The organism is Vibrio sp. Vb0667 (assembly GCF_033391095.1).
The window spans coordinates 1-23,823 of sequence record NZ_JAWPOL010000031.1 but is presented as its reverse complement, the minus strand read 5'-3'; the positions used below and the strand labels follow the sequence as shown (position 1 = coordinate 23,823).

Annotated in this window: 23 protein-coding genes; 14 read left to right on the top strand and 9 right to left on the bottom strand. The window is 46.0% G+C overall.

Features of this window, described 5'->3' with window-relative positions:
- Nucleotides 1-49 precede the first annotated feature (49 nt).
- The 3 genes from R8269_RS19855 (at nt 50) to R8269_RS19845 (ending at nt 3,110) form a co-directional block, all read left to right on the top strand.
- Nucleotides 50-1,948 (top strand): ATP-binding protein, encoded by a 1,899-nt coding sequence (locus R8269_RS19855; protein ID WP_005383197.1) that lies wholly within the window; start codon nt 50-52, stop codon nt 1,946-1,948.
- A gap of 100 nt (nt 1,949-2,048) precedes the next feature.
- Complete coding sequence (locus R8269_RS19850) at nt 2,049-2,258, top strand: DUF3283 family protein (RefSeq protein WP_005374484.1); 210 nt, start codon at nt 2,049-2,051, stop codon at nt 2,256-2,258.
- Nucleotides 2,259-2,393: 135 nt separating this feature from the next.
- Nucleotides 2,394-3,110: a YebC/PmpR family DNA-binding transcriptional regulator gene (locus R8269_RS19845; RefSeq protein WP_005374482.1), complete on the top strand. Its 717-nt coding sequence runs from the start codon at nt 2,394-2,396 to the stop codon at nt 3,108-3,110.
- Nucleotides 3,111-3,182: 72 nt separating this feature from the next.
- On the opposite strand, the gene rodA is transcribed toward R8269_RS19845, so the two are convergent.
- The gene (gene rodA / locus R8269_RS19840; protein WP_005374481.1) at nt 3,183-4,265 is read right to left on the bottom strand and encodes a rod shape-determining protein RodA; all 1,083 of its coding nucleotides are present in this window, start codon (nt 4,263-4,265) and stop codon (nt 3,183-3,185) included.
- Nucleotides 4,266-4,658: 393 nt separating this feature from the next.
- Here rodA and R8269_RS19835 point away from each other — a divergent pair, with 393 nt between their 5' ends.
- From R8269_RS19835 to R8269_RS19800, 8 genes are all read left to right on the top strand, one after another.
- Nucleotides 4,659-5,327 carry a hypothetical protein gene (locus tag R8269_RS19835; protein ID WP_005383200.1) on the top strand — a complete coding sequence of 223 codons (669 nt, stop codon included), beginning with the start codon at nt 4,659-4,661 and terminating at the stop codon, nt 5,325-5,327.
- A gap of 9 nt (nt 5,328-5,336) precedes the next feature.
- A complete protein-coding gene (locus R8269_RS19830; RefSeq protein WP_005428878.1) occupies nt 5,337-6,035 on the top strand; it encodes an ABC transporter ATP-binding protein in 699 nt (232 codons plus the stop codon).
- Entirely contained in the window at nt 6,023-7,291 is a 1,269-nt protein-coding gene (locus R8269_RS19825) for an ABC transporter permease (RefSeq protein WP_258474548.1), read from the top strand. Before R8269_RS19830 ends, R8269_RS19825 begins: the two co-directional genes overlap by 13 nt.
- Nucleotides 7,284-8,069, top strand: coding sequence for an outer membrane lipoprotein-sorting protein (locus tag R8269_RS19820; RefSeq protein ID WP_258474547.1), 786 nt, complete (start codon nt 7,284-7,286; stop codon nt 8,067-8,069). The genes R8269_RS19825 and R8269_RS19820 overlap by 8 nt, the downstream gene beginning before the upstream one ends.
- A gap of 45 nt (nt 8,070-8,114) precedes the next feature.
- Complete coding sequence (locus R8269_RS19815) at nt 8,115-9,443, top strand: hypothetical protein (RefSeq protein WP_258474546.1); 1,329 nt, start codon at nt 8,115-8,117, stop codon at nt 9,441-9,443.
- Nucleotides 9,444-10,466 (top strand): sensor histidine kinase, encoded by a 1,023-nt coding sequence (locus R8269_RS19810; RefSeq protein WP_318222640.1) that lies wholly within the window; start codon nt 9,444-9,446, stop codon nt 10,464-10,466.
- Between the two features lie 15 nt (nt 10,467-10,481).
- Nucleotides 10,482-11,273, top strand: coding sequence for a LytTR family DNA-binding domain-containing protein (locus tag R8269_RS19805; RefSeq protein ID WP_318222639.1), 792 nt, complete (start codon nt 10,482-10,484; stop codon nt 11,271-11,273).
- Between the two features lie 68 nt (nt 11,274-11,341).
- On the top strand, nt 11,342-11,977 hold the full coding sequence (locus R8269_RS19800) for a DUF2268 domain-containing putative Zn-dependent protease (RefSeq protein ID WP_318222638.1): 636 nt from the start codon (nt 11,342-11,344) through the stop codon (nt 11,975-11,977).
- 397 nt (nt 11,978-12,374) lie between these two features.
- Here R8269_RS19800 and R8269_RS19795 read toward each other — a convergent pair whose 3' ends face one another.
- The 4 genes from R8269_RS19795 to R8269_RS19780 form a co-directional block, all read right to left on the bottom strand.
- Nucleotides 12,375-12,827, bottom strand: a complete 453-nt coding sequence (locus tag R8269_RS19795; protein ID WP_318222637.1) for a peptidylprolyl isomerase — start codon at nt 12,825-12,827, stop codon at nt 12,375-12,377.
- A gap of 147 nt (nt 12,828-12,974) precedes the next feature.
- A complete protein-coding gene (locus tag R8269_RS19790) occupies nt 12,975-14,636 on the bottom strand; it encodes a methyl-accepting chemotaxis protein (RefSeq protein ID WP_318222636.1) in 1,662 nt (553 codons plus the stop codon).
- Nucleotides 14,637-14,811: 175 nt separating this feature from the next.
- Nucleotides 14,812-15,198 carry a DUF393 domain-containing protein gene (locus tag R8269_RS19785; protein ID WP_318222635.1) on the bottom strand — a complete coding sequence of 129 codons (387 nt, stop codon included), beginning with the start codon at nt 15,196-15,198 and terminating at the stop codon, nt 14,812-14,814.
- Nucleotides 15,199-15,222: 24 nt separating this feature from the next.
- Complete coding sequence (locus R8269_RS19780) at nt 15,223-16,017, bottom strand: DUF4344 domain-containing metallopeptidase (protein WP_206949189.1); 795 nt, start codon at nt 16,015-16,017, stop codon at nt 15,223-15,225.
- Nucleotides 16,018-16,879: 862 nt separating this feature from the next.
- On the opposite strand from R8269_RS19780, the gene gltS (R8269_RS19775) reads away from it, so the two are divergent.
- On the top strand, nt 16,880-18,115 hold the full coding sequence (gene gltS / locus R8269_RS19775) for a sodium/glutamate symporter (RefSeq protein ID WP_005374448.1): 1,236 nt from the start codon (nt 16,880-16,882) through the stop codon (nt 18,113-18,115).
- Nucleotides 18,116-18,215: 100 nt separating this feature from the next.
- Here the strand turns inward: gltS (R8269_RS19775) and R8269_RS19770 are convergent, their stop codons facing one another.
- Genes R8269_RS19770 through R8269_RS19760 form a run of 3 tightly spaced genes read right to left on the bottom strand, consistent with a single transcriptional unit; the run spans nt 18,216 to nt 20,271 of the window.
- Nucleotides 18,216-19,046 carry a hypothetical protein gene (locus tag R8269_RS19770; protein WP_206949190.1) on the bottom strand — a complete coding sequence of 277 codons (831 nt, stop codon included), beginning with the start codon at nt 19,044-19,046 and terminating at the stop codon, nt 18,216-18,218.
- Entirely contained in the window at nt 19,046-19,903 is an 858-nt protein-coding gene (locus tag R8269_RS19765; RefSeq protein WP_005383221.1) for an ABC transporter ATP-binding protein, read from the bottom strand. Before R8269_RS19765 ends, R8269_RS19770 begins: the two co-directional genes overlap by 1 nt.
- On the bottom strand, nt 19,900-20,271 hold the full coding sequence (locus R8269_RS19760) for a GntR family transcriptional regulator (RefSeq protein WP_005374444.1): 372 nt from the start codon (nt 20,269-20,271) through the stop codon (nt 19,900-19,902). The genes R8269_RS19765 and R8269_RS19760 overlap by 4 nt, the downstream gene beginning before the upstream one ends.
- 413 nt (nt 20,272-20,684) lie before the next feature.
- Between R8269_RS19760 and gltS (R8269_RS19755) the strand changes: the two genes are divergently transcribed.
- Complete coding sequence (gene gltS / locus R8269_RS19755) at nt 20,685-21,911, top strand: sodium/glutamate symporter (protein ID WP_005374443.1); 1,227 nt, start codon at nt 20,685-20,687, stop codon at nt 21,909-21,911.
- A gap of 154 nt (nt 21,912-22,065) precedes the next feature.
- Entirely contained in the window at nt 22,066-22,932 is an 867-nt protein-coding gene (locus tag R8269_RS19750) for a glycerol kinase (protein WP_258634761.1), read from the top strand.
- A gap of 90 nt (nt 22,933-23,022) precedes the next feature.
- Here R8269_RS19750 and nagB read toward each other — a convergent pair whose 3' ends face one another.
- The gene (gene nagB, locus R8269_RS19745) at nt 23,023-23,823 is read right to left on the bottom strand and encodes a glucosamine-6-phosphate deaminase (RefSeq protein WP_005374441.1); all 801 of its coding nucleotides are present in this window, start codon (nt 23,821-23,823) and stop codon (nt 23,023-23,025) included.

Genomic DNA, 23,823 nt, shown 5'->3' with positions numbered 1-23,823 from the left:
TGTGCGTAGCTATATTTAGAGTAGCGCAAGTTTATCGGAGCGGTTTCATATGGATGAAAAAGAGCGATCTCAACGTCGTTTTAGTATCGGCAACCAACTTATGTTGGCGGTATTAACGTTGAGTTTAATCTTTACGGTCATCATTTCTACAGTGAGCTTATATCGAGTTTTTCACGAAGATTTAGCCCATTTAGATGTTGAATTAAAGCAGGTTGAGTCTAGCTATTTATCGAGCTTTTCTGCGAGTTTGTGGGTAGAGGATAGGGAGCTGTTGCTGACACAAGCTCAAGGTGCAATGCGTATGCCCTCGGTGGACTACTTACGTATTGCTAGTGAAGACGAAGTTATCATTGAATTAGGTTCGGCGCTTTCTGAGGATGTTGTCGAGAGAAGCTGGCCGATGCAGTATCGGGTCGGCGATAAAACGTATGATCTCGCGATATTAACGGTTCAATCGGATCTTAGCGCGATATATGAAGATCTTTGGCAGCAGTTCTTTTTTCTACTTACGACAGAAGCGATCAAAATTCTTGTCCTCATCATTGGTGTTCTTTGGGTGGCGTTTCGCTTGTTGGTCAATCCGTTACAATTGCTGTCTGGTGCGGTGAGCGATTTTCGTGGCGGTACAGTGCCGAGTAAAGTGACTCTCCCTAAACGATGGTGCTTTGATGAAGTGAGTGTTTTGGCAGAGAAATACAACCGAAGTGTTGAGAAAGTGAAAGAGCACCAGACTGAGTTAGAGGCTGAACGCGATAGGGCAGAAGTCGCTAATCGTAAAAAAAGTGAGTTTCTTGCCACTATGAGCCATGAGATCCGCACACCGATGAATGGCATTATTGGTGTGTCGTCGTTGCTCAATGACACCGACCTCGATCCCCAGCAAAAAGAGTTTGTAGAGATCATTGACAGTTCTTCTCACTCACTAATGACGATAATCGACGACATTTTGGACTTCTCTAAAGTTGAAGCTGGCAAAGTAGAGCTGGAATACACGAGCTATGATCTTCGCGAGCTACTTGACGATGTCATCAGTTTACATAGTGTCAAAGCCAAGCAGAAAAACTTACAGCTGCTCAGCGATATTGATCCTCACTTGCCAATGGAAGTGCAAGGTGATGCCACACGATTGAAACAAGTTCTGAACAATTTGTTGAGCAACGCGATTAAATTTACCGAGCGCGGCCATGTGAAGCTTCTTGTAGCGTTATCTCGACTTGATGGAGAGACCGCTCATATCCGGTTTCGAGTTGTGGATTCTGGTATTGGTATTGCGAAAGAGCACCAACAAGCAATCTTCGAACGCTTCCAACAAGCTGATGGTAGTACCACCAGAAAGTATGGTGGGACAGGGCTTGGTTTGGCGATAGCTGCACAGTTGGTTAACTTGATGGGAGGGGAAATACAACTAACAAGTGAGCTTGGGCTGGGAAGCTGTTTTGAATTTTCGATTCCTGTTGCTGTAATAAATGCGCAATCGACCTATACCGACCAACTTAATGTATTAGATTTCCGGAAAGCGGAAGACAACGAAATCAGCCCTCAAGATAATGATAAACCTTGGGTACTGGTTGTTGAAGATACCATCGTCAATCAGAAGGTAGTTCGCATCATGTTAGAAAAACTGGGTGTGCGAGTGAGTGTCGCCAACCATGGCGAAGAAGCATTGCAGCTGTGTGATCAGCAGCCTTTCGATTTGATTTTTATGGACTGCCAAATGCCTGTGATGGATGGGTTTATTGCTACGGAACGAATTCGAAAAATGGGAGAGTGGGGGAAACACGTTCCAATTATTGCGCTAAGTGCCAATGTCATTAAAGAGGATCAGCAACATTGCTTCGATGTTGGGATGAACGAGTTCGTGGCTAAACCCGTTACCAAGACTCGATTACAACAAATATTCGAACAGCATTTACCAAAAGCACTGAAAATCAGCGCTGTGCCTAAATAGTTAACTTGAAATCGATCAAGTTAAGTGCGTTTCTATTCTGTAATTGTAACTCTGTGTGATATAGTGCCCGGCTAGTATTTAAAGTACCTTGAGGCTGTGAATGTCGTTTAATCTATCCCTATTGCCGCCTGACGAAAAAAACAAAATCGAACTGGATAAGCAGGCGTCGTTTTTGGTTTGGAAGCTCAGAGAGGCCAAATCTGGTCCTGAAGCAATAGAAGAACAGTTGTCCAAGATTAACGATGCTGATGAAAAGGCGTTTTTCCAGCAATCGGTCGAAAAGTACAAACGAGTAATGGGTGTCGCTTAACGCGAACCGTGGCAATGGTTCAATCCAATGCGACGAATGAGGTAACCTCCCTATTCCTTTGCTAAGCGAAATTGAAAAGGTTTCGCTTTTTGCTAAAATCCTTCGCATTAAATTTGAATTTAGAGAGACATCCCGATGGGAAGAAGTTTTGAAGTGCGCAAAGCCTCTATGGCGAAAACTGCAGGCGCGAAAATTAAAGTTTATTCCAAATACGGTAAAGAAATTTACATGTGCGCGAAAAACGGTGGTGGTGATCCAGACATGAACTTGTCTTTGAAACACCTGATCGCAAAAGCGAAAAAAGACCAAGTTCCTGCGCACGTTATCGATAAAGCGATCGACAAAGCGAACGGTGGCGGTGGTGAAGACTACACTCCAGCACGTTACGAAGGCTTCGGCCCTGGCGGTACTAGCGTTATCGTTGACTGTCTAACAGACAACGGCAACCGTACTTTCCAAGATGTACGCCAATGCTTTGTGAAAGTCGGTGCGAAAATTGGTGTTGAGGGCTCGGTTTCTCACATGTTCGACCACCAAGCGGTATTCCAGTTCAAAGGCGACGATGATGAAATCATCCTAGAAACGCTAATGATGGAAGACGTAGACGTTACTGACGTTGAGCTAGAAGACGGTGTTATCACTGTATTCGCACCTCACACAGAATTCTTCAAAACAAAAACTGCGCTTAACGGTGCATTCCCAGATCTAACGATCGATGTTGAAGAAATCACATTCGTTCCGCAAACTCATACGCCTGTATCGGGTGAAGATGCTGAGAAGTTCCAGAAATTCCTAGATCTTCTAGATGACTGTGATGATGTTCAGCAGGTTTACCACAACGCAGAGCTGTAATTAATTCGCTCATATCGTTGTAAAAAGGCTTCTTTAGGGAAGCCTTTTTTGATCGCTTTTTCTCAAGCAGAGCTATGCGTTACGATATTTGGAATAACACAGCGACATGATTACACCAAAACAGATACCTTGAGTTAGCATCGCCGTGCCGCCATAGCTAAAGAAGGGAAGTGGGCTACCCATTACTGGCAACAAGCCACTCACCATGCCCGTATTGATAAAAGCATACAGAAAAAAGCTCATCGCTAATGCGCCACTTACCAGCCGACTAAAAAAGTGGTCAGACTGACATGCAAGCAACATAACGCGTGCAGTAATAAACAAGTACAATGCGAGTAAGACTAAACTGCCAACAAAGCCCCATTCTTCTGCATAGGTCGAAAAAATAAAGTCCGTATGACTTTCTGGAATAAAGCCAAGTGTTCCCTGCGTTGCATTCATCCAACCTTTGCCTTTCATACCGCCTGAGCCAATCGCAATCAAAGATTGGATGATTTGGTAACCCGAACCCAGTGGATCGGACTCAGGGTGCAAGAACTGTGTTACACGGCTCTTTTGATAGGTTTCCATAACGAAGAACCATAAAATAGGTGCTAACGTTAAAATGCTCGCAATAAACCCGCAGATTATTTTCCAGCTCATGCCAGCCAAAAACAAAACGAACAATGCATAAATGATGGTAAAAACTGCACCGTCTAAATCCGGTTGTAGCGCGATTAACCCGGCAGGAATCATTGTAATAAGTAAGCAAAACGCAATTTTCCGACTGTCTGGTCGACCTCCTTCAATATGAAGCATCCAGGCGATCATGATTGGAATGGAAAGCTTGATTAGCTCAGACGGTTGAAAGCGGAAGAAGCCGATATCGAGCCAACGTTGAGAGCCATTGGTGCTATCACCAAATAAAGCGACAGCAAGTAGCAGAGCAACCGCAATAATGTAGAGATATGGAGCTGAGCGCTGATAGCTGGACGCTGGAATCGAGGACATGGCCAAGATGCAAACTAATGTCAGTCCGCAGCGCGCCAAATGTTTGAAGAGCATCGCCTCATTAAAGCTACTGGCACTCCAGAGAGTGAGCGAACTTAACAGCATGATCGGAATGATCGCCATGAGTAGTGGCAAATCAACTCTTGGGAAATAACGCTTATTCATTTTCAACGACCTAATAACGCACCTATTTTGAGTGCGAAAACAACTAAAACTCGAAGAGTTCAAACTATTCCGATGCTAAGAATCTCGATTTGGAAACAACAGACACCATGCAAAGGTGTGTAAGAAAGGAGAGTGCGACACTGTCTGTTATGGGTAGCTGTGGGATGGATAAATACACTAGCCTCAGATTTTAAGCCAGTGTTTTTATTGTTACTGCCGTAAAAATGTAGCGTTACGAATGAACGGAATTGTATTTTCTGTTTAAGTGAATGTCATTCATCCTCTCTCAATACCATTCACTCCGCATAATTGCCATTGGTCGCATGCAAAAGCAGCGTGCGATCTTCTCCCTTAATCTCAAACCATCAAATCACGTTCAACTAAGGACAGTACATGATGGTTTCTCAATCTCGCTCAATCAAAGCTCTTAAACTGGCAAGTACGTTTATCGCCGCATTTGCACTCAGCAGCAATTTGGCTCTGGCTAATCCAAGCGAGCGCACACTCAGTCAATTCAACCAAGCAGCGCAGGGTGACTCTGGCTTAGTTGATACCGTTTACGGCGAACTATCCAAACAACTCGAAGAGCAGGGCGCAACGCCGGTGACCTTGGTTTACTTGGGCAGTGCGGAGACGTTGCAAGGTCGTGAGGCGTTTATGCCTTGGAACAAGATGAAGTTCACCGAGCGCGGTCTTGCCACAATCCAAAAAGGCTTGGATTTAATGGCGAATCAGCCAGTACCACTGCAAGAGCAACAACGCTTACAAGGCTTGCCGGAATACCAGCTAGCTACCGCCATGGCAGCTACTACGTTTACCTCTCTGCCAGACATGTTCAATCATTTTGAGCGTGGCTACGAGCTGTACCTTTCTCTGCTCGATGAGCCGAGTTTTAGCCAACAACCTTTCGCGGCTACTTCGTGGATTTACCGTTATGCCATTGAAGCTGCATTGCGCGCTGAAGATGTTCAACAAGCCAAAATATGGTTAGCGCAAATGGAGCAATTGGGCGACAGCAATCTAGAAACGCAAACCGCGAAAGCGTTGCTAGCCAAGTATTAGGGAGGCGTCATGATTGTTTTTAATCAACTTAGCCGCGATTACGCCCTTGGCAGCCAAACGGTGCATGCATTGCGAGATGTGTCTGGTGAAGTGTTTGCCGGCGAAATGGTGGCATTATGCGGACCGTCTGGTTCAGGCAAAAGCACCCTACTTAACGTGCTTGGCATGCTGGATACTCAATACCAAGGTCAGGTGACATTTGCAGGCAGCCCATACCCAACCGGACAAATGCAGGCTGCAAAAATGCGCCGTGAAAAGCTTGGTTTTGTATTTCAAAAATTCAATCTTGTGCCCGTGATGACAGCGTTAGAGAACGTGGCGTATCCGCTACACCTCAACGGTTTTTCAAAAGCGGAACAAACCGAGCTCGCTACACAAATGCTAGAACACGTTGGCTTGGGCGAGTTTATTCATCACATGCCCGATAACTTGTCGGGCGGTCAGCAGCAGCGTGTGGCAATTGCTCGTGCGTTAGTACACAAACCGGCGTTGGTGATTGCCGATGAGCCAACCGCAAGTCTTGATAGTCAAACTGCTAACAAGGTCATCGACATTATGAAAGGGCTCGGACACGAGCTTGGCACCACTTTTATCGTCGCTACACACGACCCTCGTATGGCATCTCGCTGCGATCGCACCATTGAATTGGTGGATGGCAAAATCACCCAAACGCACGCAAGTGTGGAGGAGGTTTCATGGGCAAGCTAATTCCTGTTTCGGTTCGCCTTGCTTGGTTGAACCTGCAACGCAATCGCCGCCGCAGTTTATTGTCGATGCTGATCATCGCCATTGCCGTGTTTGCGTTAACCAGTGCGGGTGGTTTTGGTCTGTATACCTACGACAGTTTAAAAGAGTCGACAGCACGTGACACGGGGCATCTGACGTTAACCACGCCGGGTTACTTCGCTAAAGAAGAAGAGATGCCACTGAGTAACGGTTTAACTCACGCCGACGACATCACCAAGCAATTGATTGGCTTAAACGAAGTGCGAGGCGTGCAGCCGCGAGTTGAGTTCAGCGGTTTGATTTCCAACGGCAACAAGTCCTCGATCTTTATCGGCATTGGTGTTAACGAACGAGAATTCGATATGAAAGGCCCGTTTTTGGACGTGCGTGAAGGGCAAACACTTTCCAACATTCATGTATCGCGTTATGACCCTGCAGAGCCAGAGGTGATGCTCGGCGTTGATTTGGCGAACAACCTAAGCGTGCACGTTGGCGATTGGATTACCTTGCTAGCGACCACTACCGATGGCGCATTGAATGCGTATGACTTCAAAGTACGTGGCATCTACTCAACAGGCGTGCCTGAGCTTGATAAACGCCAGCTTTACGTACACATCAACAGCGCGCAATCGCTGCTCGGTTCAGACAAAGTCAGCGCGTTATCTGTCTTTCTGTTCGATACCAGTTTAACTAACCAAGTCGAGCAACAAGTCGCTTCGGTTCTGAGTAAGCAAAAGCAGAACTTTGGTGACCAAGATATTGAGATTACGCCTTGGCAAGAACGTGCGTTCTTCTACCTCAAAGTGAAAGATTTGTACGACCGTATCTTCGGCATCATGGGCGCAGTAATGGCGTTGGTGGTCTTTGTTGCGCTGTTCAACACCATGACCATGTCGGTCACCGAGCGTACACGTGAAATCGGCACCTTGTCAGCACTTGGTAGCTACCCTCGCGAAATCATTGCTGGGTTCTTGCGCGAAGCAGGGTTACTTGCGGTGATTGGCAGCTTAATTGGCGCTTTGTTTACAGGGTTAGTTACCGTCTTACTGATGGTCGTGGATGTGCAAATGCCACCACCACCAGGACGTACAGAAGGTTATCCATTGACGATTTACTTCTCTTGGGAGCTGGTGGCTATAGCAGGATTTGCAGTAATGATGATTTGTTTGATTGCAGCGTTTTTCTCGGCGCGCAAAGGGGTGAACAAGCCAATTACGGAGGCACTGATTTATGTTTAATTTCAAATCACTATTACCAATTGCACTGCTGATGGTAACTGGCGTTGCAAGCATGAATGTCAGTGCGAATGAAACAGCACTAGATGCACAGAAAGTCGCGCAATTGATTGAAAAAGCCGACAGCTACCGCTTGCAAGATGACTCCTCCAAAGTGGTGTCACTGGTGCGCTTATATCAAGACCAAGAGTTAGATAAAACTCGCCTTTACCACGTGTACACGCGTCCAAATCGTGAATCGCTGGTGGTGTTCAAATCAGCAGTCGAAGCTGGGCAAAAGATGCTGATGATGGGCGACAACTACTGGCTGCAAATGCCAAAGAGCCGCCGTCCGATTCGCATTACGCCAATGCAGAAGCTGCTTGGTGAAGCGTCTATCGGCGACATCTCAACCCTGACGTGGAGCCAAGATTATCAAGGTGAATGGAAAGCGACAGAAACCGTTTCGGTAAACGGGGAAAGTGTCGCGGCTTATCACCTTGCTTTAACCGCGAAAACCAAAGGGGCAAGCTATCAGAAGATCGATTTGTGGTTGTCTGAGCAAGATGCGTTTCCAATTAAAGCTGATCTCTACTTGCGCTCTGGCAAACTCGCCAAGCAAGCGCAATACGGACGCGCAACTGACAATGGCGAAGACTATGTCAGTGAGATGACCTTGCTTGATAGCATTCAGCCGAGCAAAAAGACCGTTATCGAGTATCAAGAAATCGTGCCTTGGCAGCTGGATAACAAGTTCTACAACCCAAGTTATTTGCCGAAAGCCAACACGACTCAGCTTTAGTCTGAACTTTGTAAAGAGAACCATGACAACGAGCAAGGAAGTCACATGAAATCGCACCAGCCTAACCTTAACAAAAGCACCAGTCTATTGATTGCTGCGTCGTTGTATGTGGGCGCGGCAGCCCCAGTTTTTGCCAATGACGAACTGAGTTTTGAGTGGGATTGGGCTGTCAGTTACGAAACGGCCAAGCAGCGTGACAGCGCATTTATGCAGGCGCAGGGCAGTTCTCGTGATTCACTGAATGCACTGTTGGATGTGCAGGTGAACTATCAAAACTTCAGTGGCTTGTTTGCTCTGTACAGCCAAGGTTTGTACCTCAATCAACAAGGAGAGAGTGAGTGGTGGAGTGAAGCTGATAACCAACTGCTGATTCGTGAACTGGCTTGGCTAGGGGAGTGGCAAGTCGGTGATACCACACTGGATGTGAGTTTGGGTAAGTTGCGCGTGGATTGGGGCGTGGGTTATGGCTACCGACCTTTGGATCTGTTTAAGCCTTATCGACAAAATCCTGTTGGCTTAGTCGCAGAAGAGGGCGCGGGTGTGTTTTCACTTTCACACTACGATATGTCAGGCGAATGGACCGTAATTGCGACGGACTCAAGCTGGGGGCAACAAGACCAAAGTGCACTTGATCAAGCCGCAGAGCAACAAGGTGTTGGTATTCGTCGTTATGCGCTGGTGGGTGATACCGAGTATCAACTTATTGGTTATTACGATGATGTGCGCCGAGGTTTGCTTGGCTCCAGTGCCATTGCTGTGTGGGATGAATCCATCGCCATGCACAGTTCCATGCTGTGGCAAAAGCAAAGTGTCGGCTATCAGTTTCAGCAGGATGATCTTTACCGACCCGTTTCGGTTGAGAAGCAGGGCAGCGCATTCCAAGCCTTAATTGGATTGAACTGGGCAAACCAAGCCGGACACAACGTGATTGCCGAATATTGGTACGACAGCCGAGCATGGTCGAAAAGCGAATGGCAACAAGCAATAGAGCGTGGCGAACTACTCTCTGAAACCATTAATCCCCAAACGTCTCTACTTGCGACAAGCTACGCCCAAGGGTTTCAGCACGCCAATATCGTTCAGCATAACGTAATGCTGCACTGGAGTTGGGATGTGGAAGCGTGGGCTGCATGGAACGGTAAAGCGGATATGGGCTGGCTAAGTGATGTAACCCCCACGTTGGATGTGATGTTGTCGCCCCAAGATGGTGGTGTGATTGTCACGCAGTGGCTTAACTACCAATGGATTGATACTGGCGATCAAAGTGTAGAAGTGGAAGTTGCCGCACGCTTTTTAACCGGAGACGACCAATCTGCTTACGCACAAATCAATGATAAGCATATGATTGTATTTAACATCAAAGGGAAATTCTAAATGTGTTCAGCAAAATCAGTGGTGAAAAGTGGATGGCCGCGTAGCTTATTAGTGACCACGGCATTTTGTCTCTTTATCGCAGCAATGACGCTCTCGGTTTGGGGCGGTCCATTCTACATTCATGTGGCGGTTAGCTTTGGATTTGGCTATTCGGCTATCTTCTTCTCATGGCTTGTCGACCGCCTGTTTCCTACCATTCCTCGTTTGGCGGAAGTGGCTATCTCGCTGACGGCATGCCTACTGTTTGGTGTGGTGAACGCCCAGTTTTGGCTTGGGGAATACTTCGGTATCTCAAGTATGCTGTCGGTTGGTCTCATGGGGTTGTTATTCAGTGCCATGTGCTTTTTCTATTTCTATTCACGCGAGCAACATGCGATCGCTCAAAGAGAGTTGGAAGCCATCAAACGCGAGAAAGCAGAGCAAGATCGTGCGCTGTTGTTGAGTCAGCTTAAGCAGATGCAAAGCCAGATTGAACCGCATTTTCTATTCAATACCTTGGCGAATATCAGCGCGCTCATGTCGCAAGATGTCGATAAAGCCAAGCTGATGCTAGAGCAGTTAACCGCGCTGCTGCGTGCAACGCTAAAAAGCTCACGCGAAGAACACACCACCATAGACAATGAAACGGCGTTAATTGAGGCGTACTTAGGTATTCAGCAAACCCGTTTGGGTGAGCGACTCAGTTACAAGATTGAGGTGGAAGAGGGATTAGGCAGAACCGAGCTACCGCCGATGATGCTTCAACCCTTAATCGAAAACGCCATCATCCATGGTATTGAGCCAAAGCGAGAAGGTGGTGAAGTCAGCTTGCTCATTAAGCGCGAACAGCAGAACTTGAAGATTGAAGTCAGAGACACAGGTGTTGGCTTGAATCACGTTAGTGGGCACATGGGCTCTGGCGTGGGTCTAAGTAATCTCAAGCAGCGAGTTGAAGCTTTGTTCGCAGGGCAAGGAGAGGTCTCTATCAGTGAGTCTGCTCAGGGTGGAGTTTGTGTTCGCTTGCGCTGGCCGATGGAATCGTAATCAAGGAAGAAAGGAATGAATACAGGGTTTACTGCCATTATTGCTGATGATGAACCGCTATTGAGGCGTCATCTTGATAAAAGCCTAGCTGAGGTGTGGCCAGAGCTAGAGGTTATAGCCAAAGTCGCCGATGGTGAACAAGCGTTGCAAGCCATTGAGCAAAGCCAACCTGACATCGCGTTTCTTGATATTCGTATGCCAGTTTTGGATGGCATGACATTAGCGCAAAAACTCAATCAATTCGCTAATCCACCTTTGATTGTGTTTGTCACCGCGTACGATGATTACGCAATCAAAGCTTTTGAGCAAAATGCCGCCGATTATTTGCTCAAGCCTATCTCGGATGAGCGCCTCCTGACGACGTGTGAAAGAGTGAAAGCACGCCTTGCTAAGCGAGAGCAAGAAAGCAGTAATGTGCAGATGAGCAGCCTATTAGAGCAGTTGCAGCAATTATCTGCGCCACAAACGCCACAATATCTTCAGTGGATCAAAGCGACGCAAGGGGAAGACATTCATCTGATCGCCACGTCTGATGTGTTGTATTTCAAAGCGGAAGAAAAATACGTTTCTGTGTATGCCCAACAAGGACAAGGTAAAGTGCAGGAGTATTTGATTCGTACATCGTTGAAAGAGTTGATAGGGCAACTTAACCCAGAACAGTTCTGGCAAGTGCACCGTTCAAGCGTGGTGCAAGTGTGCAAAATTAGCAAAGTAAACAAAGACTTTGCTGGCAGAATGTTTGTGCACGTTGGAGAAACTAAGCTCCCTGTGAGCCGTGCATCTCAAAGCTTGTTCAAAGGGATGTAATCGCTAGAACTGCTCACTCTTTACACTGTAAACTCGCTACTCTTAACCCAAATTATCAAGGAAGATAAATGAGTTATCGTGTAACCCTGTTAAATGCGACGGGAGAGTTGTCTCCAATCTCTGAGTATTTGCATCAGAAACTTGATGATCTGAGCTCACCACTTTCTAGTTACTTTGATTTGAGTAACGTCGACCTGACTGTTAGCCCGTTTGATCGCAATGACGTACCGCAGACGGGGATTGGTGGCTATTGCTTAAGTGCCTATCGTGTAGAGATTCTGCTTGATACTCAACGTGCTGATATTAAAAACGTTATTGAGAAAGAACTGGCTGCGGTGTTAGCGCATGAGTTGCATCACCTGTTCCGTATGCGAGCGGGAGAGAATGGCGTTACACTTGGTGATGTGCTGATTATGGAAGGGTTAGCTTGTCATTTCGAACGTAAAGTGAATGGAGGCATCACTCCGAGCTTGTTTGAGCAAATCAAAGATCAAGATTGGCGCCCTTTCTATGCTGAGATGAAAGACAAGCTGACCAGCTTAGATTACAACTTCGACGCTTACTTTCTTGGCAGCGATGAAAGCCGCTGGCCGAAATACATGGGGTATTGGGTTGGGTACAACCTTGTTGCTGAATATCTGGCTGATTTTCAAGGCTCTGAACTGGATTTGGTTGGAGCCAAAGCTGAGCTTTTCTATCAATAACTTCGGCACAAGCCAAACTATACCCAAGTAACCTCGAGATGCTAGGTTCAGCGAGAATGACTTGGTTTGTAGACGCGGCGGCGATTTAAAGGTTTGGTGGGCCCAATTCGAGAATCGACAACAAAGTATACAATCCAAGACCCTTACTATTTGTAAAGAGGGCCCTTTGGGAGCGTGTCATTGGCTCGACTTCTGTGTCAAACAACTTGGAAAGAGCTGGCTATTACGCTGCGTTGTTTTCCTTGACCTCGAATCAATGACAACGCTCTGAATCCTGCATCTTGAAGTCACTTGGGTATAATCGGCTGAGTCATAAAAACAAAAAGCGCCTAGATCATAAGACGTTAGGCGCTTTCTTCGTTTTATAACGACGATTTCTCCGCAGAGGCGAATGGGCTTATTCGTTGACTGTCACTTTCTCGATAATGATTGGATCGCATGGCACATCATCGTGGCCAAACTTAGAGGTAGTTTTCACTTTCGCGATGCGGTTTACGACATCCATACCCGCAGTCACTTTACCAAACACGGCGTAGCCCCAGCCTAGGTTGGTGGTTGCGGAGTGGTCTAGGAAATCATTGTCTTCTAAGTTAATGAAGAACTGTGCTGTTGCAGAGTGCGGAGCATCGGTACGCGCCATTGCGATAGTGCCAACAAGGTTCTTTAGACCACGGTTTGCTTCGTTCGCGATAGGGGCGCGTGTTGGCTTTTCTGCCATGTCTTCGGTATGACCGCCACCTTGGATCATAAAGCCGTCGATAACGCGGTGGAAAATGGTGCCGTCGTAGAAGCCATCTTCACAGTATTTTTTGAAGTTCTTTGAGCTAACTGGCGCTCGTTCTAGGTTCAATTGAAATTGGTGGTCATAATAATCATCTTGTTTGCCCTTGTGGGTGCTAAGTTGGCGGCATTATAGCTAAGTCGCATTATGATAGCAGAAATAAAAACAGCGACGTTTTGTCGTCGCTGTTTGCATGATGTAAGGGTGAGGAAGGCTTTAAACCGTAAAGCGACCGACCAAGTCGTACAGCTCGTTAGCTTTGTGGTTTAGGTTGCCACTACCTGCGCGGTTCTGATTCGCAAGGTGCGCCGATTGGCTGCTTTGTTGAGAGATCACCTCAATACGTTGTGAAATCTCTTGCCCAACTTGGCTTTGCTCTTCGGTTGCCGTTGCGATCAAGGTGTTCATGTCCATGATGTTAGCAATTGCGGCTTGGATTTCTTGCAGTGCGGCAGAGGCTGCTCGTGCTTCCTCAACCGTTGCTTCACCACGCGCTTGGCTTGAACCCATGGCTTTCACTGCTGCATCCGAGCCAGACTTCAACTGCTCAATCATTTGGTGAATTTCACCTGTGCTGTCTTGAGTGCGACTCGCCAGTTTACGGACCTCATCGGCAACGACTGCGAAGCCGCGACCTTGTTCGCCTGCACGGGCTGCTTCAATGGCTGCGTTCAGTGCCAATAGGTTGGTTTGCTCGGCGATGTCTTGAATCACTTCTAGCGAAGAAGAAATGTTTTGTACATCGCTCTCTAAACGAGAAATCACCGTACTGGCTTCCGACACTTCTAGTGCGAGCGCTTCGACAGAGCTCGCTGCGGAATCAACAATGTGTTTTGCTTGCTGTGAGTTATCATCAGCGTCTTTGGCGGATTGCGCTGCTTGGTTAGCGTTGCTGGAAATCTCGTGCGCCGTTGCTGTCATCTCGGTCATTGCCGCAGCGACTTGTTCGGTTTCTTCACGTTGACCTGAAGCCAATTCGTCCACTTGCGACGCTCGCTGTGACATGTCGTTGGTCTCTGAAACCACTTCTTGTCCTACGTGGCTAACACTCTTGATGATGCCTTGCAGGCTTTCAACGAAGATATTGAAGTTACGGCTAAGCTGGGTGAACTCCGGTACGCTTGATTCTTCCATGCGTGCGGTTAAGTCGGCATCGCCTTGCGCGAAAGAGTGAATTGAAGCATCAAACTGCTCGATAGGCTTCATGATGCTGCGGTTAACAAACACAGCGAAGACCGCGACGATAGCAGCAATCGAGACACAGAACAGAGCAATAGCCGTCAGTGTGGTGTTGAGGGCCTGATGCGCGGCTTCTTCCATGTTTGCTAAAATGGCGTCGATATCATCAGTGTAGAAGCCTGTACCCAACATTAAATCCCATTCAGGAATAAAGACCGAGTAGCTCAATTTCGGTAGTGCTTCGTTCTGACCGAGTTTCGGGAAGTAATAAGTCGTGAACTCACCAGTTTTGGAGTTTTTGATCAAATCCTGAATCAGGTAATTGCCCTTCTTGTCCTGCAAGTTATAGAAGTTCTCTCCGACGCCTTTGGTGTTTTTACCCACCACGACACGCACGCCTTTTGAATCGTAGCCAAAGATGTAGCCAGATTGACCGAACTCCAACTGTTTCAAGATAGGCAGTGCTTCTTCAAGTGGGGCATTTTGAGCGAGTAGTGGCTCGACAGCGGAGCGCGCCATTTGGACGTAGTTTTTGAGCTCGGCTTTTTTCATCTCCATCATTTGACTTCGAGTCTGCTCAATCTCGTGTTCGTTGTAGGCTGTGGTTTGTAGGTAGGTGAACCACATCATGCCTATTGCCATGGTTAGAATTGGAATTATTGAAAGGATATATAGTCGTTTTCTGATCGTCAGATTCATAGAGACGTCCTTCTCTCGGCGCAGCGTTACAAGTGACAAGCCGAATAAGCTTGCCTGATAAAATTATTAATACTTATTGTTGTAATGCTTAGAGATTAACCGAGTTAATCAATCAGAAGTACTGGAAGTTTATAAATTTAGACTAAGGTCGTAGCATTTTTAAGCAGGATCACAATTAACGTGAACACGAACCGTTATTGCAGCGAGAAGTGCCCGTTAACCAGTAGGAGACGCGGTAACGGTTTTTGGCAAATTTGAGGTAAAGCCAATCCGCAACAGGTTTGACAGCGCGCCAACGCAGCGGTGCATACAACCAACCGCGACCGACCAATTGCCATGCACGATGAGTCACGTCCAACCCCAGCAGAAGTTCCCCCTTTTCGTTGAGGGCGTGCAAAATGGTGTTGGCTTGTTCAGGATCGATCTGAGGATAATCTGCGAATGCATCACTATAGATATCGACGGTTTTGATTTGCTGCTTGGCATCGCGTTGTTTTAGCGCCTTCATCTCTTTGGCACAAAGCGGGCAGGTTCCGTCATAAAATATGGTGAGTTTTGTCATTGCGGTTTTCTTGTTTGAGATTTTCTAATCGCTTTTACGTGGCGAATTTTCTTTTGGTTCATTGTTTTGCAAGTAATGCAGCCAATTGTTGCGAATGTTGCTGTAATTGAATTGGCAGAACTCTTTGCGATCACGCAGGTAGTCTTTTTCTACTTCATCGAGTAAGGCTTTGTATTGCTCAGGATCACTACCGTACACCAGACATAACGTTGAAAAGTAACGCTGCAAATCAAAGCTGTGTTCGTCAATGTACTCGCCAAAATCGTAGTAGTCCGGTCTGTCGTCGGATTCGAATGCGAACATGTCGGCGGCGCTAATGGCCATATCTGCGCCATCTTCTAGGAAGTCAATCATTAAAATAGTGGCAAAATTATCGACCGCATCTTCTTCTTTTCCGAGAACAGGGATGCTTTGATCTTCGATGTAAGCATGTCCAGCTTCATGAAGTAAAGTGTGCAATAACGTATCTAGCGCCCCTGTTTTTGGAGATTTTCCGAAGCGTTCTTCATACTGATTATTGGAGAAGTAATTGAGCGACTCCAAATAAAAAGTGTAAGGAACGTATATTGTGTGTGTATCAGGATCATACATTGGACCATCTTCTCCGCCGTAAACCAGCGTGAGAGCTTTATCAAATGGAAAGTAGGCCTGAGATAGCTCAGCAAAGATGGTGTTTACATCGCTGCTTTGAATAGATTGTTGGGCTATTTTTTCATGAGTTGTCTCTACGGGAGAATATTGAATACGAATGTTTTCAGATGCTGTAGCTGATGAGGCTATGCTGAGTAATAGCGCAGGGCAAAGCGAATGAATGTTCATGTGGGACTCTTGTTATTGAATAACTTGTATAAAAAATTATACATGTTTTTGTCTGATGCATAGTTGGGGTTGTACTCATTAGCCAAAGTCGGGACGTCGGTCTCGAAAAGCAATCATGATAACATCGCATATTTCGGCTGCTTGGTTCTCTAGGGCGTTTATCAAGACCTCTTGGATAAGAACGGCGGTGAAGTTATTAGCTATGCATCGTATTCTAAGAAGCTTACTGAGTAACTGTGCTTCGATCTTTATCTGTGAAAATGATAATAGGCAGTTAATCATTGCAAGGTTTAACTATGGGGTTGGTGAATGTCACTGAATTGAAGAAAATTATCAGCGATATGTTATAATCCTGCTCCGTTGTGACGAAAACGTTTGTTGCAGCCTGAGAGTTTCCTTGGATTCGGCTCGTTTATACACCATGAGCCAGAGTTGAAAAGCTACGACAGGAACAGGCAAACCCAATTGTTTTGAACGCGCTCTCGGCGTTTAGCGGTTACAACGGGAAGGAACTTTGTTTGATAGTAATTGACACATTCTGTTTAAGTAAGGGAGCCCGAAGTGGTTCAGAAAGTGTCACCCAGAATTTACTCACAACACGACAGCCCAAGCGATAACGCACAGGTATTGCGAGGGGCCATTTGAAGGAGCTGTATCAGCTCCTTTCACATTTAAGGGCTTGCTAACAGCGTAAAAACTGACACATCGCTTAAGGAGCGCCCCTTAAACTAGCCTAAGGCGCATCTACACCAACTTTTTGAGTATTTTCGAAATAATAAAGCGAGAAAATTTGCTATTGAACGAAGGTTAAACTAACACTCATTCATTACGGAGAATGAAGAGAACAATAATAAGAGGCGATATGAATCATTTAATATCTGTAGGTGCACTGGAGTCCTTCTTGGTCGCAATCAGTGTGCTTTTCCTGGGGCATTTTATTAATGCTAAGCTACCGATTTTAAAGAAATTCAACATACCTGAGCCGATTGTAGGTGGTCTTATTGTAGCCTGCATGATTACTGCTCTTCATTTCAACGGCATCGATTTAGAGTTCGACTTGCCATTACAAAATACGTTTATGTTAATGTTTTTTGCGACAGTTGGTTTGGCCGCAAATTACACTCAGTTGATGAAAGGAGGTGCGAAGGTTTTTATCTTCTTAGCTGTCGCATCGTTTTACATCATCATACAAAACGGCGTTGGCGTTTCACTTGCGGCGGCGCTCGGTTTAGATCCTTTGATGGGGTTAATTGCTGGCTCGATTACTCTGTCAGGTGGTCATGGTACAGGTGCTGCGTGGTCACAAACCTTTCAAGACGTGTATGGATTGGATAACGTCTTAGAAATTGCAATGGCATCAGCGACTTTTGGTTTGATCATCGGCGGTATCATTGGTAGCCCTGTAGCGCAGCGTCTGGTGGAAAAGAACAGCATAGAGTCTGAGTATGGTCGTGGTGGTCGAGATGCCAAAACTCACGAGAAGTTCCCGGAGTTGGTGACTTACAATGAATACGAAGAAGATAAAGTAACGGCGAAAAAAGTGGTGGAGAAACTCTTCTTCCTACTGATCTGTGTTACTGGGGCCAAGTATGTCGAGCAATGGGTAAGCACGTATGAAATCTCATGGCTGATGATTCCAGACTTCGTATATGCGCTATTCATTGGTGTGATCATTACGAATTTCTTGGAAGTGACCAAGATTCGTAAGTTAGATGCCGAAACGGTCGATATGTTAGGTACGGTATCGCTATCTCTGTTCTTAGCGATGGCTCTGATGAGCTTGAAGTTATGGAATATCTTCGATCTAGCGATTCCATTCTTGGTTATTTTAGCTGTGCAGTCTGTCGTCTTAGCAATCTTTACGTACTATGTTACGTTCAAAGTGATGGGAAGCAACTACGATGCTGCTGTTATTGCAGGGGGGCACTGCGGTTTTGGCTTGGGTGCAACCCCAACAGCCGTAATGAACATGGGTTCGATCGTTAACCGATTTGGCCCGTCGCCACAAGCATTTATGGTGGTGCCAATTGTGGGCGCTTTCTTTATCGACATCGTCAACTTAATTATCTTGCAAGGCTACATTTCATTCCTTGGTTAAAGTTAAGTGGATGAGCTCCTAGAGGCGAAATAAAAACGGTCACAACACTGGTTGTGACCGTTTTTTTATGACTTGGTTTGGTCGTTTATTGAACGAAGAATTATTGGATAGTTCGGCTGAACTTGAGGCTAGCTGTCCAACCAAGAATACCAATGAAGGCGTAAATGCCAACGTTTAACCAACCCGCTTGAGGAATGGCATTGAATGGGTTTGGTGTAATAATGGCGTGCAGCGGAAGGTAAAGCACTTCGGAGAAAAACTGATCTAGCCCGTAGAAACCAAAAAGTGCGATAGGCATCCAACGCAGCGCATAAATGGCGATAAACAAAATGACCAGTGGTGAGTTCACTTTTTGTGAAATAGCCATCGCAGTTAATGCCAGCGGTAACAGCAGAATACCGGCGAAAAAGATTCTGATTAAAAACTCTCCCCAATGCAGCAGCACGTAACCTAACGAGGCTTGGCGGTACAATAAAGCCAATTGGTGATCAGTAGAGATGTTCAGCAACCACAACATTGAATTTGCAGCGAGTACGAGCACCGAGCAGACGAGCGGAATCACCAATAAGCCAAATCCTAGCTTCACTAAATGGGTTTTTATGTCACTGACAGGCATACTGCGCCAAAACATAATGCTGCCTTCCGCCCGTTCTTTGCGTAGCGTTCTTGGGAAGTACTGAACGGCTAACAATATAGACAGCAGCCCTGCTCCTCCGGAAATCAACATATTGACGTCATCACCAAGCTCTTTGTGAATGTCACTGACATCGCCACCAAAGCTCATTTGGAAAAACATATTGTGTTGTAGAGTGTCGTTACTCATTAAACTCACAAAGAGAATAACTCCACACGCCAACACAAACAGTGGAATACGTAAAACAAGAGGGTTTTCTAACCACTCTTTTTGCAACATCGCGACAACTGAACGCATTACGCTGCCTCCTTCTGCAATGCTAAAAATAGATCCGCTAACTTCACCCCATGGATGGAACCCATTGTTTCTGCTTGTTGGGCATACTGGGCTTTGAGTAACCATTTCGTTGAACCGAGGCCTTTTTGTGACGAGAGTGGGTTCATCGCTTCAATTTGTGTGCGGTGCTCGTCGTTGGCTTCAAGAATGAAATAGTCTTCACTGATACTGTCCATCGAGGTTTGCAGAACGGGGCGACCATGCTTAAGAATCAGAACATCTGTCAGCAAGTGCTCAATCTCTGATACTTCATGACTGGCGATGATCAACACGCGCTCGCCGTCGTGAAACCATTCCAATAAGTGACGATAAAACGTCTCGCGATACACGAGATCTAACCCGAGTGTCGGTTCATCCAATATGAGGATTTGGGTGTTGGTCGCGATCACAATCGCGAGGTGTAATTGCACCTTCATCCCTTTGGATAAAGATTTGATACGCGCACGAGGTTTGATGTCCGTTTGACGAAGTAGCGTATCTGCTTGGGCGCGATTGAACCCTGGATGCACGCCCTCGGTATAGTTAAGCAGTTGAGCAACGGTCATCCAATCTGGCAGAACGTTGACATCCGAGATGTAGGATAAGCTCTGCATTATCTTGTCGCGTTGCATAATGGGTTCAAATCCGTTGATACGAATAGTGCCCTGATATTCATGTGCACCGAGTAGGGCATTAATAAGCGTTGATTTACCTGCGCCATTATGGCCGAGTAAGCCAAGTACTTGTCCTGCATGTAGGTCGAAACTCACTTCATGCAGTGCTTCTCCTTGTTGCTGATATTGCTTGGAGACGTTGTTTACACTGACTAATGCGCTCATTGGTCACCTTTCAAGTGTGGTTTTAGTTGTTGAATGAATTCGTCGAGTGACATATCCAGACGCTGTATTGTGTCGGCTATCTGCGGAATTTGTTGCTGAAGAAAACGTGCCTTCTCGTCTGCGAGTAATTTGAGCTTTGCTCCTGAAGCGACAAACATACCTTGACCGCGTTTTTTCTCCACTAGCCCGTCATCAACAAGCAATTGATAGCCTTTCATAACGGTGAGGTGGTTAATTTTCATATCTGCAGAGATGCTACGGACGGAGGGCAGAGCATCGCCTTCTTGCCAGACACCTTGCAGTATTTGCTGCGTGATCTGGTCTGCCAACTGTCGAAATATCGGTTGGCGATCATGCCAATTAGTCATGAGTGAATCTCTTGGTTGAGATGGTGTTATATATATGTATAACACCTAGTGCGTTAGAGAGAAAGTAATAATTTAAAACCTAGTGTATCCGCCTGTCTCATTCGCTCTAAATATCCACCTATGTGGTCGTTGTTTTGAGGTTTTGTTTTATATGGAAATTAATTGCTTCTCATAAGTTGAGAAGTGTTGTTTTTCTCTTCCCATCAATACACTTATCGCCTGTTCTAAATGAATCTTCTCACTGAATGATAATTAGCATAATTTTAGGTCTGCCTATTTCTTACTTGATGAGAATCAATGGTCAAAGAGGCCTAGAAAACAAAAGTTTCGAGAGGCAATCTGACTGGCTTAGGCACCTATCTCACGTTGAGCGCGTGCTCAATGAATGAGAAAGAGTAGAGTAAAGAGGTCTCATGAATCAGGTAATATCTATCGGCCCACAGGAGTCGTTCCTCGTCGCAATTTGCGTGTTGTTTTTAGGGCAGTTCATCAATACCAAGTTACCAACCTTAAAAAAATTTAATATTCCAGAGCCAATTGTTGGTGGTCTAGTGGTCGCTTGCGTCATCACGACGATGCACTTAAACGGTGTGGATGTTTCCTTTGATTTACCACTGCAAAACGTCTTTATGCTGATGTTTTTTGCAACCGTTGGCTTAGCGGCAAATTACACCCAACTGATTAAAGGCGGTGCGAAGGTTTTCATCTTCCTAGTTGTGGCATCGGTCTACATTCTTATCCAAAATGCGGTCGGCGTGTCCTTAGCAACAGCGTTGGGGTTAGATCCACTCATGGGGTTGATCGCCGGATCCATTACGCTTTCTGGCGGACATGGAACTGGAGCTGCGTGGTCGCAAACTTTTCAAGAAATGTATGGTTTGCATAATGTTCTAGAGGTGGCAATGGCTTCTGCTACATTTGGCTTGGTGATGGGCGGGATTATTGGCAGCCCTGTTGCACAAAAGCTACTAAACAAACACAACTTGGAATCGGAATACGGACGCACCAATCAAAGTCATCAGAGTTTCCCTGAACTGGTGACGTACAACGAACATGAGGAAGATCGTGTCACAGCGAAAAGAGTCGTTGAAAGCTTGTCCATCATTCTACTTTGCGTGACAGGCGCGAAGTATCTCGAGAGTTGGGTAAGCAGTTTTGACATCAAGTGGTTAATGATTCCCGATTTTGTTTATGCGCTGTTTATTGGTGTTGTTATCACTAACATCATGGAAGTGACGAAGGCGCGCAAGGTTGATTTAGAAACCGTTGATATTCTTGGCACGGTTGCACTATCTCTATTTCTTGCCATGGCCTTGATGAGTTTGAAATTGTGGAATATTTTCGATCTTGCGATCCCATTCCTTATTATTCTTGCTATTCAGTCGGCAGTGTTGGCGATGTTCACTTACTACGTAACATTCCGCATGATGGGAGGCAACTACGATGCGGCGGTGATCGCTAGCGGACACTGCGGTTTTGGGTTAGGTGCTACACCGACTGCGGTCATGAATATGGGCTCCATCGTGAGTCGATATGGTCCATCACCACAAGCATTTATGGTGGTTCCAATTGTCGGTGCATTCTTCATCGACATTGTGAATTTAGTGATTTTGCAAGGATGCATCGCTTTTATTAGATAACATTCGCTTTTTTACCGAAATAGCAAAGCCAGCACCTATACGCTGGCTTTGCTATTTGTAACACGAAATCTTGTTTGCCTGACTTCAAGCCGTGAAATCAATGCGTTACTATGACGACATAGTGTTCAATTTTGCAGCAGCATGAGGTACCCACATGTCTGAAAAAATATCGACGTCGGCATTAGCGAAAATGCGCAAGGTAGAAGCTAAGCTGCTGTTTGCCGATCTCAAACGTGCAGGCTACATCGTTCGCCAAGATGAAAAGTGGATTTTGACCGAAGAAGGGGCAAAGTTTGGCGGTGAGTATGTGGATCACCTTAAATTTGGCCAGTTCATCGTCTGGCCGACCAACTTACATATTGAGCTGACTCCCAGCTCAGGGAAAACATTGAGCGCGACACAACTGGGTGAAAAGCTGAAATTGAATGCGAAGCGCATGAATCAGCTTTTGAGTGAACTGGGTTGGTTGACCAAATCCGAAGAGGGATGGAGTGTCACTGAAGCTGGTGTGCGCGCTGGTGGACAGCAAAGAACCGATAAAGAAACACAAAATACCTTTGTCGTATGGCACGATGTGGTGCTGCGTAACAAGCGTCTTAAGCAATCTGTCATTGAGTTTTTAGGGCAAGACGCGGAGTCACATTCTACGGATAAATCGTACTCAAGCTTTCGCCAAAAATTTGAAGCCAAGCACCGAACATTAGATGGGCATTACGTGCGCTCTAAGGGTGAGTTGCTCATTGACAACTGGCTGTACTTGGCTGGTGTAGTGCACGCTTATGAGCGTCAGTTGCCGATTGACCAAGATGTCACTAGCGATTTTTACTTACCAGGCGGTAAAGTCTATTTGCAATTTTGGGGAAGTGACGATGGGGAGATGGCTCAGGCCGACCGTGAGACCATTCGTACTGTTTATGAGCAGCATCATTTCAACCTTATCGAAGTCGAACCGAGTGAACTAGACAAGTTGGATGAAGTGCTTCCTAAGCGTCTTCGTCAGTTTGGTATTAAAGCTTATTGACGACTTAAGCCCGCTGTTCAGATAAGAAAAAACCCGTGTTCAACACGGGTTTTGTATTTTTAGTGTGTTTCTAGGCTGCCATCCTATGGGTTAAAAGCCTTTGATGTTTTCTGCTTCTAGCTCAGAGAAGTACTTCACTGTCTTCACTTTCAGTTCTTGTTGAGCTGGTTCGTCGCATACGATCACCGCTTTAGGGTGAAGTTGAAGAGCAGAAACTGTCCATAGGTGGTTTACACAACCTTCCACGGCTGCTTCAAGTGCCTGAGCTTTGTTATGGCCAGTGACCAAGATCATCACTTCTTCTGAGTCTAGAAGCGTACCAACACCGATAGTCAGCGCGTATTTAGGCACTTGGTTGATATCGCCGTCAAAGAAGCGAGAGTTCGCAATGCGAGTGTCTTCAGTGAGGGTCTTGATGCGAGTACGAGAAGAAAGAGATGACGCTGGCTCGTTGAACGCGATGTGACCGTCGTTACCCACGCCGCCCATGAACAGGTTGATCTTGCCGTAAGACTTAATTTTGTCTTCGTAACGCTTACATTCTGCGTCGTGATCGTCTGTGTTACCGTTCAGTAGGTTGATATTTTCTTCTTGAATATCAATGTGATTAAAGAAGTTGTTGTACATGAACGAACGGTAAGATTCTGGGTGATCCGCAGGGATGCCAATGTACTCATCCATGTTAAAAGTCACGACGTTTTTGAAGCTGACTTCGCCGGCTTGGTAAAGCTCGATTAGGGCTTTGTAGGTTGCTAGAGGAGTGCCACCAGTTGGTAGACCCAGAACGAATGGACGCTCAGCAGTAGGTTTAAAGTCGTTGATACGCTTAGCGATATGCGCAGCTGCCCACTTACCTACTTGTGCTGCTCGAGTTAACGGGATAAGTCTCAT

Excerpts from the sequence above, each read along its gene's own strand:
- R8269_RS19855 (WP_005383197.1), top strand. The coding sequence starts at position 50 with ATGGATGAAAAAGAGCGATCTCAACGTCGTTTTAGTATCGGCAACCAA.
- R8269_RS19850 (WP_005374484.1), top strand. The coding sequence starts at position 2,049 with ATGTCGTTTAATCTATCCCTATTGCCGCCTGACGAAAAAAACAAAATC.
- R8269_RS19845 (WP_005374482.1), top strand. The coding sequence starts at position 2,394 with ATGGGAAGAAGTTTTGAAGTGCGCAAAGCCTCTATGGCGAAAACTGCA.
- rodA (WP_005374481.1), bottom strand. The coding sequence starts at position 4,265 with ATGAATAAGCGTTATTTCCCAAGAGTTGATTTGCCACTACTCATGGCG.
- R8269_RS19835 (WP_005383200.1), top strand. The coding sequence starts at position 4,659 with ATGATGGTTTCTCAATCTCGCTCAATCAAAGCTCTTAAACTGGCAAGT.
- R8269_RS19830 (WP_005428878.1), top strand. The coding sequence starts at position 5,337 with ATGATTGTTTTTAATCAACTTAGCCGCGATTACGCCCTTGGCAGCCAA.
- R8269_RS19825 (WP_258474548.1), top strand. The coding sequence starts at position 6,023 with ATGGGCAAGCTAATTCCTGTTTCGGTTCGCCTTGCTTGGTTGAACCTG.
- R8269_RS19820 (WP_258474547.1), top strand. The coding sequence starts at position 7,284 with ATGTTTAATTTCAAATCACTATTACCAATTGCACTGCTGATGGTAACT.
- R8269_RS19815 (WP_258474546.1), top strand. The coding sequence starts at position 8,115 with ATGAAATCGCACCAGCCTAACCTTAACAAAAGCACCAGTCTATTGATT.
- R8269_RS19810 (WP_318222640.1), top strand. The coding sequence starts at position 9,444 with ATGTGTTCAGCAAAATCAGTGGTGAAAAGTGGATGGCCGCGTAGCTTA.
- R8269_RS19805 (WP_318222639.1), top strand. The coding sequence starts at position 10,482 with ATGAATACAGGGTTTACTGCCATTATTGCTGATGATGAACCGCTATTG.
- R8269_RS19800 (WP_318222638.1), top strand. The coding sequence starts at position 11,342 with ATGAGTTATCGTGTAACCCTGTTAAATGCGACGGGAGAGTTGTCTCCA.
- R8269_RS19790 (WP_318222636.1), bottom strand. The coding sequence starts at position 14,636 with ATGAATCTGACGATCAGAAAACGACTATATATCCTTTCAATAATTCCA.
- R8269_RS19785 (WP_318222635.1), bottom strand. The coding sequence starts at position 15,198 with ATGACAAAACTCACCATATTTTATGACGGAACCTGCCCGCTTTGTGCC.
- R8269_RS19780 (WP_206949189.1), bottom strand. The coding sequence starts at position 16,017 with ATGAACATTCATTCGCTTTGCCCTGCGCTATTACTCAGCATAGCCTCA.
- gltS (WP_005374448.1), top strand. The coding sequence starts at position 16,880 with ATGAATCATTTAATATCTGTAGGTGCACTGGAGTCCTTCTTGGTCGCA.
- R8269_RS19770 (WP_206949190.1), bottom strand. The coding sequence starts at position 19,046 with ATGCGTTCAGTTGTCGCGATGTTGCAAAAAGAGTGGTTAGAAAACCCT.
- R8269_RS19765 (WP_005383221.1), bottom strand. The coding sequence starts at position 19,903 with ATGAGCGCATTAGTCAGTGTAAACAACGTCTCCAAGCAATATCAGCAA.
- R8269_RS19760 (WP_005374444.1), bottom strand. The coding sequence starts at position 20,271 with ATGACTAATTGGCATGATCGCCAACCGATATTTCGACAGTTGGCAGAC.
- gltS (WP_005374443.1), top strand. The coding sequence starts at position 20,685 with ATGAATCAGGTAATATCTATCGGCCCACAGGAGTCGTTCCTCGTCGCA.
- R8269_RS19750 (WP_258634761.1), top strand. The coding sequence starts at position 22,066 with ATGTCTGAAAAAATATCGACGTCGGCATTAGCGAAAATGCGCAAGGTA.
- nagB (WP_005374441.1), bottom strand. The coding sequence starts at position 23,823 with ATGAGACTTATCCCGTTAACTCGAGCAGCACAAGTAGGTAAGTGGGCA.